The sequence below is a fragment of the Microbispora sp. H10949 genome (genome assembly GCF_014161435.1).
GTDB classification, from domain to species: domain Bacteria; phylum Actinomycetota; class Actinomycetes; order Streptosporangiales; family Streptosporangiaceae; genus Microbispora; species Microbispora triticiradicis.
This window is the reverse complement of the sequence record NZ_JABBWZ010000004.1, coordinates 622,631-637,184: the sequence shown is the minus strand read 5'-3', so window position 1 is coordinate 637,184 and position 14,554 is coordinate 622,631. Positions and strand designations below refer to the sequence as shown.

Sequence of the window (14,554 nt, the reverse complement as noted above, 5' to 3'; positions counted from 1 at the left end):
TCACCTCCCGTACGGATAGGTGGGAGCGCTCCCACGTGCCCCGGACCCTAACGCCCTCCTCCGCCACCGGCCAGCGGCCCGGGCCCGCCCGCCTCAATCGGCCCAGGTCGCCGGGGGCGACCGGATGAAAGTTTCGCGGCACGAGGTCAGGTCACAGTGCGCGGCGTCGCCCGCCGCCGCGCGGAGGGGGCCGCGCCGTACCTCTCAGGAGAGGAGCCGCTCCGTCAGCGGGCCAGTGCGCGGTCGAGGGCGACCTCGCGCCGGCCGAGGAACCGCGGCGAGGAGCGCAGGACCAGGCCGTCGAGCAGGCCCTTGGCGGCGGCGGGGAACTCCCGCATCGCGTAGACCACAGTCTCCGTCGGCCAGTCGCGGCTGGAGTCGTCCCCGACGCCGAACGCGTCGAGCCCGGCGGTCCGGCACAGCGCGACGGCCCGGGGGAGATGGAACACCTGAGTGACCACCACGAGACGCGACGCCCCGAAGATCTCCTTGGCCCGGACGCAGGAGTCCCAAGTGTCGAACCCGGCGTAGTCGAGCACGATGCGCTCGCCGGGGACGCCCCTGGAGACCAGGTAGTCGCGCATGACCGTCGGCTCGTCGTAGCTCTTGCGGCTGTTGTCGCCGGACAGCAGCAGGGCCCGCACCCGGCCCGCCCGGTAGAGATCGGCCGCGATGTCGAGCCGCGTGCGAAGCATCGCGGAGGGGCGGTCGCCCACGACGCCCGCGCCGAGCACGAGCGCGGCCGGCATGGCGGGCACCGAGGCGGTCCACCGCGTGCCCGGCTCCGCCGTCACCCGGTGCGCCGCGCTCGTCAGCCAGGCCCAGGTGATCGGCGCCAGCGGCAGCACGCTCAGGGCGACGAGGGCCTGGAAGCCCCGGCGCCGGGCCGTACGCGACCAGGTCCAGGGCGCCAGGCGGGACGAGGGGCGGGGTGGTAAGCCTCCCACCTCGGTCACACCGCCGCGTGGTGGAGCTCCGGCCGTTCGGCCGCGGAGACGGGAACAGGCCCCCGGGTGCGCATGAGGAACACGACGCGGAGCGCGCAGATCCACACGAGCGTCGCCCCGAGCACGTGCAGGAGCACCAGGGCCGCGGGCACGGCCAGGAAGTACTGGACGTACCCGACCACGCCCTGCGACAGCTCCACGCCGAGCAGCACGAGCGCGGCACGCCGGGCGCGGCCGGGGGAGTCGGTCACGTGCAGGGCGAACAGCAGGGCGAACGTCAGCCCGACGACGAGGTAGGCGACGTCGGTGTGCAGCCGCACCACGCTCTGGATGTCGAAGCCGAACCGGGAGGCCGCCTCGTCCCCCGAATGCGGGCCGGTTCCGGTCACCACGACCCCCGCCAGCAGCAGCGTGAAGGCGGCGGCGACCAGCACGTACCCGAGCGTGCGGATGTCCTTGTGGACCAGCCGCTGCCCCGGGGCGTCTCCCTCGGAGGCCCGCGCGTACAGCACGACGGCGGCGGCGGTCATGCCGATCGAGAAGAGGAAGTGGACGGCCACGGTCACCGGGTTGAGCATGCTGTGCACCACCAGGCCGCCCCACAGCGCCTGCACGACGACTCCGGCCGGCTGCAGCAGCGCGAGCCGCAGCAGGACCGGCCTGCCGCATTCGCCGCGTCCCAGCCTCCAGGCGGCGACCACGCACGCGGCCGCGACCGCGAGCACCAGGAACGACAGCAGCCGGTTGCCGAACTCGATCGCCATGTTGACCGGGGCGTGGGTGTCGATCCGCGCCGGCACGAAGCTGCCGGGCGTGCAGCGCGGCCAGGTCGGGCAGCCGAGGCCCGAGCCGGTGACGCGGACGGCGGCGCCGGTGATCGTGATGCCGACGTTGACCACGATCGCCGCGAGCGCCCACCGCCGCATCGACTCGGCCGTCGGGAACACGATCGAGCGGTACAGGGCGAGCAGGGCGGAGCGAATCCGGTCAGTCGTGGGCTTCACGACACTCATGGTAGGCGGCCCGGGGGGTGGTCCCCTCCCCGCCCCGGGGGCCCGTGCCTGCGTGAAGGGCCGCTCCCGGAGCCCGTACGCGTAGATCATCGCGGGCGGGGAAACGGTACGATCGGCCGTGGAGCGTGAGGAGGGCGGTGGCCGGACGATGTCCGGGGCGGGGGGAAGGCAGATGCGCGGAGAACCGGTACGCGGGGAGCCGGGCCGCGGAGAGCCCTGCGACGCCGGCCCGGCGGTCCCGGCCACCCGGCAGAACCTGCGCGAGCAGGTGGCGCAGGCGCTGCGCGACGCGCTGGTGGCCGGTGAGATGCGGCCGGGCGTCGTCTACTCGGCGCCCGCCCTGGCGGCGAGGTTCGGCGTCTCCGCCACACCGGTGCGCGAGGCGATGCTCGACCTCGCGAAGGAGGGCCTGTTCGAGGCCCTGCGCAACAAGGGCTTCCGGGTGGCCGAGGTGTCCGAGCGGGACCTCGACGAGATCATCGAGATCCGGCGGCTGATCGAGGCGCCCACGGTGGCCCGGCTGGCCCGGGAGGGCCGCGCCGCCGAGGCCGAGGAGCTGCGCCCGCTCGCCCGGGAGATCGTGGCGGCGGCGGCCCGCGGCGACCTGCTCGCCTACGTCGCGGCGGACCAGCGGTTCCACCTGGCACTGCTGGGCCTGTCGGGCAACGCCCGGCTGGTGGAGACGGTCAGGGACCTGCGGGCCCGGGCCCGGCTCTACGGGCTGCGCGGGCTGCCCGACACCCGGATGCTGGTGGCCTCGGCCCGCGAGCACCTCGACCTTCTCGACGCCGTCGTACGCGGCGACGTCCCGGCGGCCGAGCGCCTGACCCACCACCACATCCAGCAGGTACGCGCGATCTGGTCGGCCGACCCGCCGCAGTAGGGCCCGGCGGCGGACGGTTCAGCCGCCGGCGCGGGTGGCGCCGATGGAGGCGACGACCACGCAGCCGATCGCCGCCCACTCGCGGCCCTGGAGCACCTCGTGCAGGACGAACAGGCCGACGAGCGCGGCGACGGCGGGTTCCAGGCTCATCAGGATCCCGAAGACCCGCTTGGGCATCCGGCGCAGGGCCTCCAGCTCCAGCGAGTACGGGATGACCGAGGAGAGCAGGCCGACGCCGGCCCCGAGGAGCAGGACCTCGGGCCGCAGCAGGGCGTCGCCGCCCGCCACGACCCCGACGGGGGTGACGAACACCGTGGCCACGATCATGGCGAAGGTCAGCCCGCTCGCGCCGGGGAACCGGGCGCCGGTGGCCGCCGAGAACACGATGTAGGCGGCCCAGAACGTCCCGGCCAGTGCGGCGAACCCGATGCCGGCCCAGGTCGCGGAGCCCGCCTCGCCCCAGGGCGCGAGCAGGATCACGCCGGCGGCGGCCAGCGCCACCCACAGCAGGTCCAGTCGGCGGCGGGAGGACACCACGGCCAGGGTGAGCGGCCCGATGAACTCGATGGACACCGCGATCCCGATCGGCAGCCGGGCCAGGGCCTCGTAGAACGACAGGTTCATCAGGCCGAGGCTGAGCCCGAAGGCGACGCCGACGCCGAGGTCGCGCCGCGACAGCCCGCGCACCTTCGGCCGCACCACTGCCAGGAGCATGACGGCGCCGGTGGCGATGCGCAGGAACACCATCGCCGCGGGAGGAACCTGCCCGAACAGGTTCTTGGCCAGCCCGGCCCCCACCTGGACCGACAGAATGGCCAGCAGCACCAGCCCCGGCGGCGGCACCGCGTCCGACGCCGCCCGCAGCGCCCTGCCGGCCCGTGGCCCCGCGCGATACGGCTCGGCTGCCCCGGACAGCGATTCAGCCGTCATGCCCAACCCTCACCCGTCACCCCGATCAGCGCAAACTCCGCAATCATACGGTGCCTGCATACGGTGCTTACATACGATGCGGAACGGGCGACGGACCCGCCGGACTACTCCCAGCGGAAGGTGCGGGCGGCCAGGGCGAGGGCGGCGACGGCCCAGCAGAGCAGCACGAGCAGCGGGCCGCCGGGGAAGCCGCCGCCGTCGCTGAGGACGCCGCGCAGGCCGGAGGTGAGCGCGCTGATCGGCAGCAGTTCCAGCACCTGCCGCACCCCGCCCGGGAACCGGTCCAGCGGGAACAGCACGCCGCCGAGCCCGAGCAGCACCAGGTAGACGAGGTTGGCCCCGGCGAGCGTCGCCTCCGCCCGCAGCGTGCCCGCCATGAGCAGGCCGAGGCCGCTGAAGGCCGCCGTGCCGAGCAGCAGGAGCGGCACGGCCCACAGCGGGCCGCCGTGCGGCGACCAGCCGAGGGCCAGGGCCACCACGGTGATCACCACGATCTGCAGCGCCTCCACCGCGACGACGGCGACGGTCTTGGCCAGCAGGAGCCCGGTCCGCGACAGCGGGGTGGCGCCCAGGCGCCGGAGCACGCCGTACCGCCGCTCGAAGCCGGTGGCGATGGCCTGGCCGGTGAACGCGGTCGACATGACCGCGAGCGCGAGGATGCCGGGGGCGACGAAGTCGACCCGCCGGCCGCCGCCCACGTCCACGAGCGGGGCCGCGGAGAAGCCCGCCAGCAGCAGGATCGGGATGATCAGGGTGAGCAGGAGCTGCTCGCCGTTGCGCAGCGTGGCCCGGATCTCCGCGCCCGCCTGCGCGAGCACCATCCGGTGCAGCGGCGCGGCTCCGGGCCGCGGGGTGAGGTCCAGCGTGGTGATCGCGCTCACCGTAGCTCCCTGCCGGTCAGTTCGAGGAAGACGTCCTCCAGCGTGCGCCGCTCGATGCGCAGGTCCTCGGTGGTCACGCCCTCGGTGGCGCACCACGCGGTGACGGTCGCCAGCAGCTGGGGGCCGACCTGTCCCTCGATGATGTAGTGCCCCGACGGCGACTCCTTGGCGGCGCTGCCCGGCGGCAGCGCCGCGAGCAGTTCCTCCACGTCGAGGCCGGGGCGGGCGCGGAACCTGAGCTGGCGCTCGGCGCCGGTCAGCTCCGACGGGGTGCCCTCGGCGACCACCCGTCCGTGGTCGATGACCACCACGTGGTCGGAGAGCCTCTCGGCCTCGTCCATCTGGTGGGTCGTCAGCACGACCGACACCCCGGCGTCGCGCAGCGCGGTGACCAGGTCCCAGCAGGCGTGCCTGGCCTGCGGGTCGAGCCCGGCCGTCGGCTCGTCCAGGAAGACCAGCTCGGGCCGCCCGACGACGGCCGCCGCGAGCGACAGGCGCTGCTGCTGACCGCCCGACAGCCGCCGGTACGGCGTGCGCGCGTGCGCGGTCAGGCCCAGCAGGGTGAGCAGGGCGTCCGGATCGAGGGGGTGGGCGTAGAACCGGGAGACCACGCGCAGCCATTCGCCCGCGCGGGCGGCCGGCGGCACCCCGCCCGCCTGCGGCATGATGCCCAGGCGCGGCTTCAGCGCGGGATCGGCCGGGTCGAGCCCGAGCACCCGCACGGTCCCGCCGTCCGGCCTGCGGAACCCCTCGCAGATCTCGATCGTGGAGGTCTTGCCCGCGCCGTTCGGGCCGAGGATGGCGGTGACCGCGCCCCGGGCGCAGGTGAAGGCCAGCCCGTCGACGGCCGTGGTGCGGCCGTACCGCTTGACCAGTCCGTCGATCTGCACCGCCGGCGCGCCGTCGCCCACCGCGCTGTCACCCACCACTGTCACCCACGCCGCCGGGCGTGCTGCCTACCCCGGTCACGCGACCGGCCTCCCCTCACAGACGCGACCGCGCGGCGGGACGGAATTCCGGGCCCCGCTCCACGCCGTCGACTGCATCGAGTTTAGGGAGCGGAGGGCGCGCTCTCGTCGGCGGACGCCGCTCGCGAACGTCCGCGGAGTAAAGAGCACGGAAAACCTTCGCGGCGCCGTCGTCGCAGGTTAGGTAAGCCTTGCCTGCGTGAGAAATTGCATGCCCGTCGACCCCGTCTTGGGTTTGTCGACCGGGAAGGAATTACGGCACACTGATGTTGTGAAAAACGTGCAGGGGCGACAGAGCGTGGAGAAGGCCGTGGCGACGCGGCCGTTCTCGGCGTCCGCGTCCCCCGCGCGTGAGGCCGCCGCCATCGGCGCCGGCAGGGGCGACATCAGCGCCGAGCGGGGCACCCGGGCCAGGGTGGCCCGGCTCATCCTGGAACACGGGCCGGTGACCGCCGCGGCGCTCGGCGAGCGGCTCGGGCTCACACCGGCCGCGGTGCGCCGTCACCTCGACGCGCTGCTGGCCGACGGCATGATCGAGCCGCGTACGGCCCGCCCCCGCGGTCAGCGGGGACGCGGCAGGCCGGCCAAGATGTTCGCGATCACCGACGCGGGCCGCAGCGCCTTCGTCCACGCCTACGACGACCTGGCCGGCAGCGCGCTGCGCTTCCTGGCCGAGCGCCTGGGCGGCGAGGCGGTGTCGGAGTTCGCGCGGGCGCAGGTGTCCGGGCTGGTCGGCAGGCTGGAGACGCTGATGCGCGAGGTCCCGGCCGAGCAGCGGGTCCGCGTGCTGGCGGAGGCGCTGTCGACGGAGGGATACGCGGCGTCCGCGACCGAGACCGGCAAGGGCGGCGAGCAGCTCTGCCAGCATCACTGCCCGGTGGCGCACGTCGCGGCGGCGTTCCCGCAGCTGTGCGAGGCGGAGACCGAGGCGTTCGCCCGGCTGCTCGGCACTCCGGTGCAGCGGCTGGCCACGATCGCCAACGGCGACGGTGTCTGCACCACCCACGTCAGTTCACCCGCGCTTGCCGCGCGGCACGGCCGTACCGATCCGCCGGTCGCACCCGCACCGGCCGCACACATATCGAGCACAACGACGAGCAAGGAGTCCGGCAGGTGACTGTCACCGACCGCCCGGAGCTGGAAGGCCTCGGGAATTACAAGTTCGGCTGGGCCGACGCGGACGTGGCGGGGGCCACGGCCCGGCGTGGGTTGTCCGAAGAGGTCGTCCGCAACATCTCCGCGCTCAAGAACGAGCCGGAGTGGATGCTCGACCTGCGCCTCAAGGGCCTCCGGCTGTTCCACAAGAAGCCGCTGCCGACCTGGGGCTCCGACCTCACGGGCATCGACTTCGACAACATCAAGTACTTCGTGCGCTCCACCGAGAAGCAGGCCGCCTCCTGGGACGAGCTGCCGCCCGACATCAAGAACACCTACGACAAGCTCGGCATCCCGGAGGCCGAGAAGCAGCGCCTCATCGCCGGCGTCGCCGCCCAGTACGAGTCCGAGGTCGTCTACCACAAGATCCGTGAGGACCTCGAGGAGAAGGGCGTCATCTTCGTCGACACCGACACCGGCCTGCGCGAGCACGAGGAGCTCTTCAAGGAGTACTTCGGCACGGTGATCCCGGTGGGCGACAACAAGTTCGCCGCGCTCAACACGTCCGTGTGGTCCGGTGGCTCGTTCATCTACGTGCCGCCGAACGTGAACGTCGAGATCCCGCTGCAGGCCTACTTCCGGATCAACACCGAGAACATGGGCCAGTTCGAGCGGACGCTGATCATCGTGGACGAGAACTCCTACGTCCACTACGTCGAGGGCTGCACCGCGCCGATCTACTCGTCCGACTCGCTGCACTCGGCGGTCGTCGAGATCGTCGTGAAGAAGGGCGCCCGCTGCCGCTACACGACGATCCAGAACTGGTCGAACAACGTCTACAACCTGGTCACCAAGCGCGCCGTGGCGTACGAGGGCGCGACCATGGAGTGGATCGACGGGAACATCGGCTCCAAGGTCACGATGAAGTACCCGGCCGTCTACCTCATGGGCGAGCACGCCAAGGGCGAGACGCTGTCGGTCGCCTTCGCCGGCGAGGGCCAGCACCAGGACGCGGGCGCCAAGATGGTGCACCTCGCGCCGAAGACCTCCTCGACGATCATCTCCAAGTCCGTCGCGCGCGGCGGCGGCCGCACGTCCTACCGCGGCCTGGTGCAGATCGACGAGGGCGCGGCAGGCTCGGCCTCGACCGTCAAGTGCGACGCGCTGCTGGTCGACCAGATCAGCCGGTCCGACACCTACCCGTACGTCGACGTCCGCGAGGACGACGTCTCGATGGGCCACGAGGCCACGGTCTCCAAGGTGTCGGAGGACCAGCTGTTCTACCTGATGAGCCGGGGCCTCGGCGAGGACGAGGCGATGGCCATGATCGTCCGTGGGTTCGTGGAGCCGATCGCCCGCGAGCTGCCCATGGAGTACGCCCTGGAGCTCAACCGCCTGATCGAGCTGCAGATGGAAGGAGCGGTCGGCTGATGGGCCTGGAGACCAAACCGCTGTCGACGCTGCACGAGAAGGCGTCGTACGACGTGGCGGACTTCCCGGTGCCGACGGGTCGCGAGGAGGAGTGGCGCTTCACGCCGCTCGCGCGGTTGAAGGGGCTGCACGACGGCACGGCCGCCGTCACCGGCGGCGTCGTGGTGGACGTCGAGGCCGCGCCCGAGGTGCGGGTCGAGACCGTCGCCCGCGACGACGCCCGGCTCGGCCGGGCCTACACCCCGGCCGACCGGGTCAGCGCGCAGGCGTACTCGTCGTTCGAGAAGGCCACCGTCGTCACGGTGCCGAGGATGACGGCCGCCTCCCGGCCCACCGTGATCACGCTGCGCGGGTCCGGGGCCGGCGCCGCCGCCTACGGGCACATCCTCGTGTCGGTGGAGCCGATGGCCGAGGCCGTGCTGGTCCTGGACCACCGCGGCAGCGCGGTCTACGCCGACAACGTCGAGTTCGACGTGGCCGAGGGCGCGACGCTGAAGGTCGTCAGCCTGCAGGACTGGGACGACGACGCCGTGCACGTCTCCCACCACCACGCGAGGCTCGGCAAGGACGCGACGTTCCGGTCGTTCGTGGTCACCCTCGGCGGCGACCTCGTACGGCTGTCGCCCTCGGTGTCGTACACCGCCCCGGGCGGCGACGCCGACCTCACCGGGCTCTACTTCGTGGACGCCGGGCAGCACCTGGAGCACCGCCTGCTGGTGGACCACAGCGTGCCGAACTGCCGCAGCAACGTGACCTACAAGGGCGCGCTGCAGGGCGACGCCGCCCACGCGGTCTGGATCGGCGACGTGATCATCCGGGCCGAGGCCGAGGGCACCGACACCTACGAGCTCAACCGCAACCTCATCCTCACCGACGGCGCCCGCGCCGACTCGGTGCCGAACCTGGAGATCCTCACCGGCGAGGTCGCGGGAGCGGGCCACGCGTCCGCCTCCGGCCGCCTCGACGACGAGCACATCTTCTACCTGCAGGCCCGCGGCATCCCGTTCGACGAGGCCCGCCGCCTGGTCATCCACGGGTTCTTCGCCCAGCTGCTGGAGAAGATCCAGCTTCCGGAGCTGCGCGAGCGCGTGCTGTCCGCGGTCGAGGCGGAGCTGGCCCGATGAGCGGCGAGCCCCGCTGGGAGAAGGTCTGCCAGGTCGCCGACATCCCCGACGGGGGCGTCGTCGGCGTGGAGGTCGAGGACACGCCGGTCGCGCTGGTGCGGACCGGCGGCGAGGTCTTCGCCCTGCGCGACGTGTGCTCGCACGCCGAGGTCCGCCTCAGCGAGGGCGAGGTCTACGACAACACGCTGGAGTGCTGGCTGCACGGCTCCTGCTTCGACCTGCGCAGCGGCAAGCCCACCGGGCCGCCCGCGACCAGGCCCGTCAACGTCTACCGAGTCAAGATCGAAGGCGACGACGTGTACGTCTCGCTCTCGAAGGAGTAAATACCAGTGTCCACCCTTGAGATCCGTGACCTGCACGTCGCCGTGGGCGACAAGGAGATCCTGCGCGGCGTCGACCTGACGGTCCGCAGCGGCGAGACGCACGCCATCATGGGCCCGAACGGCTCGGGCAAGTCCACGCTGGCGTACGCCGTCGCGGGGCACCCCAAGTACACCGTCACCTCCGGCACCGTCCTGCTCGACGGCGAGGACCTGCTGGACATGGCGGTGGACGAGCGCGCCCGCGCCGGCCTGTTCCTGGCCATGCAGTACCCGGTCGAGGTCCCCGGCGTCAGCGTGTCGAACTTCCTGCGCTCGGCGATCACCGCGGTCCGCGGCGAGGCGCCGAAGCTGCGCGAGTTCGCCAAGGAGCTGAAGTCGGGCATGGACGCGCTGTCCATCGACCCGGCGTTCGCCCAGCGCAACACCAACGAGGGCTTCTCCGGCGGTGAGAAGAAGCGGCACGAGATCCTCCAGCTGGAGCTGCTCAAGCCGAAGATCGCGGTGCTGGACGAGACCGACTCGGGCCTCGACGTCGACGCCCTGCGCGTGGTCTCCGAGGGCGTCAACCGGTTCCGCGCCTCCGGCGACACCGGCGTGCTGCTGATCACCCACTACACCCGCATCCTGCGCTACGTGAAGCCGGACTTCGTCCACGTCTTCGCCGGCGGGCGCGTGGTGGAGGAGGGCGGCCCCGAGCTGGCCGACAAGCTGGAGGCCGAGGGCTACGAGGCGTACACCACGAAGGCGGCGTCCGCCTGATGAGTGCCGTGTCCGGCTTCGACGTGGAGAGGATCAGGAAGGACTTCCCGGTCCTCACCCGCGAGCTTCCCGGAGGCAGGCCGCTGGTCTACCTCGACTCCGGCAACTCCTCCCAGAAGCCGGCCCAGGTGGTCGAGACCATGCGCGACCACCTGACCTGGCACTACGGCAACGTCGGCCGGGCCCTGCACGTGCTCGGCAGCGAGTCGACGGTCGCGTACGAAGAGGCCCGCGACAAGATCGCCGCGTTCGTCGGTGCGCCGTCGCGGGACGAGATCGTCTTCACCAAGAACGCCTCCGAGGCCCTCAACCTCGTGGCGTACGCCTTCGGCAACCCCGTCGGCGAGGACGAGCGGTTCCGGATGGGCCCCGGCGACGAGATCGTCATCTCGGAGATGGAGCACCACTCCAACATCGTGCCGTGGCAGCTGCTCGCGCAGCGCACCGGCGCGACGCTGCGCTGGTTCCCGGTGACCGACGAGGGCCGCCTCGACGTCGAGGGCCTGGAGGAGCTGGTCAACGAGCGGACGAAGATCGTCTCGATCACGCACCAGTCGAACGTGCTGGGCACGGTCAACTCGGTCTCGCCGATCCTGGCGCGGGCGCGCGAGGTCGGCGCGCTGATGATGCTCGACGCGTCGCAGTCCGTGCCGCACCAGGCCGTGGACGTGGCCGAGCTGGGCGTCGACTTCGTCGCGTTCACCGGTCACAAGATGGTGGGTCCCTCCGGCATCGGCGTGCTGTGGGGCCGGCGTGAGCTGCTCGAGGCGATGCCGCCGTTCCTCGGCGGCGGCGAGATGATCGAGGCGGTCTGGATGGACCACTCGACGTACGCGCCGGTGCCGCACAAGTTCGAGGCGGGGACGCCGCCCATCGTCGAGGCGATCGGGCTCGGCGCGGCGGTCGACTACCTGAACGCCGTCGGCATGGACCAGATCAAGGCGCACGAGAAGGAACTGGTGGCGTACGCGCTGGAGGCGCTGCCGGAGATCCCCGGCCTCAGGATCATCGGGCCCCGCACGCCCATCGCCCGCGGCGGCACGATCTCGTTCACGCTGGAGGGCATCCACCCCCACGACGTGGGGCAGATCCTCGACGACGTGTACGGGATCGCGGTCCGGGTAGGTCATCACTGCGCCCGGCCGCTGCATCTCAGGTTCGGCATCCCGGCCACCACACGGGCGTCTTTCTACCTGTACAACACGACGGCCGAGATCGACGCACTGGTCCGCGGCCTCCACCACGTGCAGAAGGTGTTCGGCTGAACATGATCGCTGAATCCATGTACCAGGAGCTGATCCTGGAGCACTACAAGCATCCCCAGGGGCGCGGCCTGCGTGAGCCCTTCGACGCCGAGGTCCACCACGTCAACCCCACCTGCGGCGACGAGCTGACGCTGCGGGTGAAGGTGGCCGACGGCGGCAAGGTGCTCGACGTGTCCTACGACGGCCAGGGCTGCTCGATCAGCCAGGCCGCCGCCTCGGTGCTGCACGAGCTCGCCACCGGCTCCACGGTGGACGAGTCGCTGTCGGTGGTGGAGGAGTTCACCCGGCTGATGCAGGGCAGGGGCCAGGTGGAGCCCGACGAGGACGTGCTGGGCGACGCCGTCGCGTTCGCCGGCGTGGCGAAGTTCCCGGCCAGGGTCAAGTGCGCGCTGCTGGCCTGGATGGCCTACAAGGACGCGCTGATGCGGAGCCAGGGATGACCGGACGCCCCACCGGTGTTGACACCCTGGCTGGGCGCACAGACCGGCCCGGGAGAAGAGCTGAGGAGACGACGTGAGCAAGCCCACCGAGACCCCGACGGGAACCGTGACCGAGGCCGCCGAGCCCGGCGCCTTCGACGGGTCTCCCAGTCTGGACGACCTGATGGAGGCGCTGAAGGACGTCGTCGACCCCGAGCTCGGGATCAACGTGGTCGACCTGGGCCTCGTCTACGGCGTCAACCTCGACCCGGCCGGCGAGGGCGAGCGGCCGATCGCGACGATCGACATGACGCTCACCAGCGCCGCCTGCCCCCTCACCGACGTCATCGAGGACCAGGCCAACTCGGCGCTCGCCGACCTGGTCTCCAACGTGGTCATCAACTGGGTCTGGCTGCCGCCGTGGGGTCCGGACAAGATCACTGACGAGGGCCGCGACCAGCTCAGGATGCTCGGCTTCAACGTCTGATCCGTCCCGCTGCCCGTCCATGGCGGCCTTCCGCCGGGAGGCCGCCTGCCGGTGCTCATCCCGCCGCGCGGTTCCGCGTCGCCCCGCGCAGCGCGGGAATGCCGTAGAGTGATTCTTTGCTCCATCTTGTGCGACGCGAGTCGAGTGTCCGCGGGAAGCCGCCGCCAGGCGGCTCACCGCACCGGACGCCGGCTTGTGGTTCTCTGGGTGCACGGTTTCAGGGCGCACGGTTCTCCGGGCCCAGGGCCGCCGGTCAGTCATCGGCGTGCCGCGCCCCGATCGGTACGGCTCGCCGTACGTCATGGGTCGTCCTTTCGCAGAAGTGACGCCCCGCGTGCTCCGGCACGTTCTCAACCCGCCCACGTGGCGGGATCTCCTACGAAAGGCACGATTACGTGACCATGCTTGACCTCGGTGACGGCGCGACCGCCGGTATCACCGAGAACCCCGTTGAGTTCGCGGATCTGGGACTGCCCAGGCCGCTCGTGACGGGGCTCGCCCGGCAGGGCATCACCGCGCCGTTCCCGATCCAGCGGGCGGCCATTCCCGACATCCTCGCCGGACTCGACGTCCTCGGGCGGGGCCGGACCGGTTCCGGCAAGACCCTCGCGTTCGGCCTGCCCACGCTGACCAGGATCGCGGGGGAGCGGGCCCGCCCCCGGCGGCCCCGCGCCCTCGTCCTCGTGCCCACCCGCGAGCTCGCGCTCCAGGTGGCGAACGCCATCGAGCCGCTCGGCCGGGGGCTGTCGCTGCGCACCAGGACCGTCGTCGGCGGCATGCCGATGGGCCGTCAGATCGAGGATCTGCGCCGCGGGGTCGACGTCGTCGTCGCCACGCCCGGCCGCCTCACCGACCTGATCGAGCAGGGCGAGTGCGACCTCGGCGAGGTCGAGATCACCGTCCTGGACGAGGCCGACCACATGTGCGACCTCGGGTTCCTCCCGGTGGTGACCGCGCTGCTGGCGCGTACGCCGGCGGACGGCCAGCGGCTGCTGTTCTCCGCGACGCTCGACGGCGACGTGGACAAGCTGGTCCAGCGGTTCCTGACGGACCCGGTCGTCCACTCGCTGGACCCGGCCACCTCCCCCGTCGACACGATGGAGCACCACCTGCTCCAGGTGCACCGGGAGGAGAAGACGGACGTCACGGCGGAGATCGCCAACCGCGACGGCCGGACCATCCTGTTCGTGCGGACCCAGCACGGCGTGGACCGGGTCGTCAAGCAGCTGGCCCGGGCGGGGGTCCGCGCCGGCGGCCTGCACGGCGGCAAGCGGCAGAACCAGCGCACCCGCATCCTCGACGGGTTCCGCCGGGGCGACATCGGCGTGCTCGTCTGCACGGACGTCGCGGCCCGCGGCATCCACGTGGACGACGTGAGTCTCGTGCTGCACGTGGACCCGCCGGCCGACCACAAGAGCTACCTGCACCGCGGCGGCCGCACGGCCCGCGCCGGAGAGCACGGAGTGGTGCTGACGCTGGTGCTGCCGAGCGAGCGCCGCGCCACCGAGTCGCTGACCCGCAAGGCGGGGGTCACCGCGTCCCGGCACCGGGTGGCTCCGGGCGACCCGATCCTGGCCGACATCGCCGGGGCCAGGCGGCCGAGCGGCGACACGGTGCCCGTGTGGGAACCGGAGGTGCGCACGCCGCTGCGGTCCCGGCCGGACGACCAGTCCCGGGCCGGCCGCCCCCGGCGCTTCGGCGACCGTTCCCGCGGCGGCGGTGGCGGCGGCGGTGGCACCGGGCGTGCCGGCGGCGAGCGTTCCTTCAACGGCGAGCGTTCCTACGGCGGCGACCGGCCGCACAGTTCTGACCGGCCCCACAGTGCTGACCGGCCGCACAGCGGTGACCGGCCGCACAGCGGTGACCGCTCCTACGGCGGCGGCGGACGTCCCCGCGGTGGCAGCGGCGGCGGCGGTGGCTACAGCGGTGGCGGGCGCGGCGGCGGCCGCCGGTACACCGGCCGCTGACGCGCCCTCTGACCCGGGTTCTCTGACCTGAGGCCTTTACCTGAGCCCTCCCGAGGGGAGGG

The 14,554-nt window shown here is 72.3% G+C and carries 15 protein-coding genes; 10 read left to right on the top strand and 5 right to left on the bottom strand.

Annotation, left to right across the window (positions count from 1 at the left end):
• Positions 1–224 precede the first annotated feature (224 nt).
• Together HHX40_RS13210 and HHX40_RS13205 are read right to left on the bottom strand one after the other, a co-directional pair.
• Positions 225–947 carry a SanA/YdcF family protein gene (locus HHX40_RS13210; RefSeq protein WP_310738076.1) on the bottom strand — a complete coding sequence of 241 codons (723 nt, stop codon included), beginning with the start codon at positions 945–947 and terminating at the stop codon, positions 225–227.
• Positions 948–952: 5 nt separating this feature from the next.
• Entirely contained in the window at positions 953–1,951 is a 999-nt protein-coding gene (locus HHX40_RS13205) for a heme A synthase (RefSeq protein ID WP_396787843.1), read from the bottom strand.
• A gap of 181 nt (positions 1,952–2,132) precedes the next feature.
• On the opposite strand from HHX40_RS13205, the gene HHX40_RS13200 reads away from it, so the two are divergent.
• Positions 2,133–2,843 (top strand): GntR family transcriptional regulator, encoded by a 711-nt coding sequence (locus HHX40_RS13200; protein WP_182874487.1) that lies wholly within the window; start codon positions 2,133–2,135, stop codon positions 2,841–2,843.
• An 18-nt stretch (positions 2,844–2,861) separates the two neighbouring features.
• On the opposite strand, the gene HHX40_RS13195 is transcribed toward HHX40_RS13200, so the two are convergent.
• The 3 genes from HHX40_RS13195 to HHX40_RS13185 form a co-directional block, all read right to left on the bottom strand.
• On the bottom strand, positions 2,862–3,773 hold the full coding sequence (locus HHX40_RS13195) for an EamA family transporter (protein WP_182880781.1): 912 nt from the start codon (positions 3,771–3,773) through the stop codon (positions 2,862–2,864).
• 104 nt (positions 3,774–3,877) lie between these two features.
• Positions 3,878–4,594 carry an ABC transporter permease gene (locus tag HHX40_RS13190; RefSeq protein ID WP_182880857.1) on the bottom strand — a complete coding sequence of 239 codons (717 nt, stop codon included), beginning with the start codon at positions 4,592–4,594 and terminating at the stop codon, positions 3,878–3,880.
• Positions 4,595–4,650: 56 nt separating this feature from the next.
• Positions 4,651–5,580, bottom strand: coding sequence for an ABC transporter ATP-binding protein (locus tag HHX40_RS13185; RefSeq protein ID WP_310738075.1), 930 nt, complete (start codon positions 5,578–5,580; stop codon positions 4,651–4,653).
• A 313-nt stretch (positions 5,581–5,893) separates the two neighbouring features.
• On the opposite strand from HHX40_RS13185, the gene HHX40_RS13180 reads away from it, so the two are divergent.
• The 9 genes from HHX40_RS13180 to HHX40_RS13140 all read left to right on the top strand — a co-directional run bounded on the left by HHX40_RS13180 (position 5,894) and on the right by HHX40_RS13140 (position 14,492).
• The gene (locus tag HHX40_RS13180; protein ID WP_310738074.1) at positions 5,894–6,739 is read left to right on the top strand and encodes a metalloregulator ArsR/SmtB family transcription factor; all 846 of its coding nucleotides are present in this window, start codon (positions 5,894–5,896) and stop codon (positions 6,737–6,739) included.
• Positions 6,736–8,148 (top strand): Fe-S cluster assembly protein SufB, encoded by a 1,413-nt coding sequence (gene sufB / locus HHX40_RS13175; protein WP_182874490.1) that lies wholly within the window; start codon positions 6,736–6,738, stop codon positions 8,146–8,148. The genes HHX40_RS13180 and sufB overlap by 4 nt, the downstream gene beginning before the upstream one ends.
• The gene (gene sufD / locus HHX40_RS13170) at positions 8,148–9,272 is read left to right on the top strand and encodes a Fe-S cluster assembly protein SufD (protein WP_182880779.1); all 1,125 of its coding nucleotides are present in this window, start codon (positions 8,148–8,150) and stop codon (positions 9,270–9,272) included. Before sufB ends, sufD begins: the two co-directional genes overlap by 1 nt.
• Positions 9,269–9,595 carry a non-heme iron oxygenase ferredoxin subunit gene (locus HHX40_RS13165; protein ID WP_182880778.1) on the top strand — a complete coding sequence of 109 codons (327 nt, stop codon included), beginning with the start codon at positions 9,269–9,271 and terminating at the stop codon, positions 9,593–9,595. Before sufD ends, HHX40_RS13165 begins: the two co-directional genes overlap by 4 nt.
• Positions 9,596–9,601: 6 nt before the next feature.
• On the top strand, positions 9,602–10,354 hold the full coding sequence (gene sufC / locus HHX40_RS13160; protein WP_182874493.1) for a Fe-S cluster assembly ATPase SufC: 753 nt from the start codon (positions 9,602–9,604) through the stop codon (positions 10,352–10,354).
• Entirely contained in the window at positions 10,354–11,619 is a 1,266-nt protein-coding gene (locus HHX40_RS13155; protein ID WP_182874494.1) for a cysteine desulfurase, read from the top strand. Before sufC ends, HHX40_RS13155 begins: the two co-directional genes overlap by 1 nt.
• A 2-nt stretch (positions 11,620–11,621) precedes the next feature.
• A complete protein-coding gene (gene sufU / locus HHX40_RS13150) occupies positions 11,622–12,059 on the top strand; it encodes a Fe-S cluster assembly sulfur transfer protein SufU (protein ID WP_117410045.1) in 438 nt (145 codons plus the stop codon).
• 73 nt (positions 12,060–12,132) lie between these two features.
• Positions 12,133–12,525, top strand: coding sequence for a metal-sulfur cluster assembly factor (locus HHX40_RS13145; protein WP_373868694.1), 393 nt, complete (start codon positions 12,133–12,135; stop codon positions 12,523–12,525).
• Between the two features lie 401 nt (positions 12,526–12,926).
• On the top strand, positions 12,927–14,492 hold the full coding sequence (locus HHX40_RS13140; protein ID WP_182880855.1) for a DEAD/DEAH box helicase: 1,566 nt from the start codon (positions 12,927–12,929) through the stop codon (positions 14,490–14,492).
• The last annotated feature ends 62 nt before the right edge of the window (positions 14,493–14,554 follow it).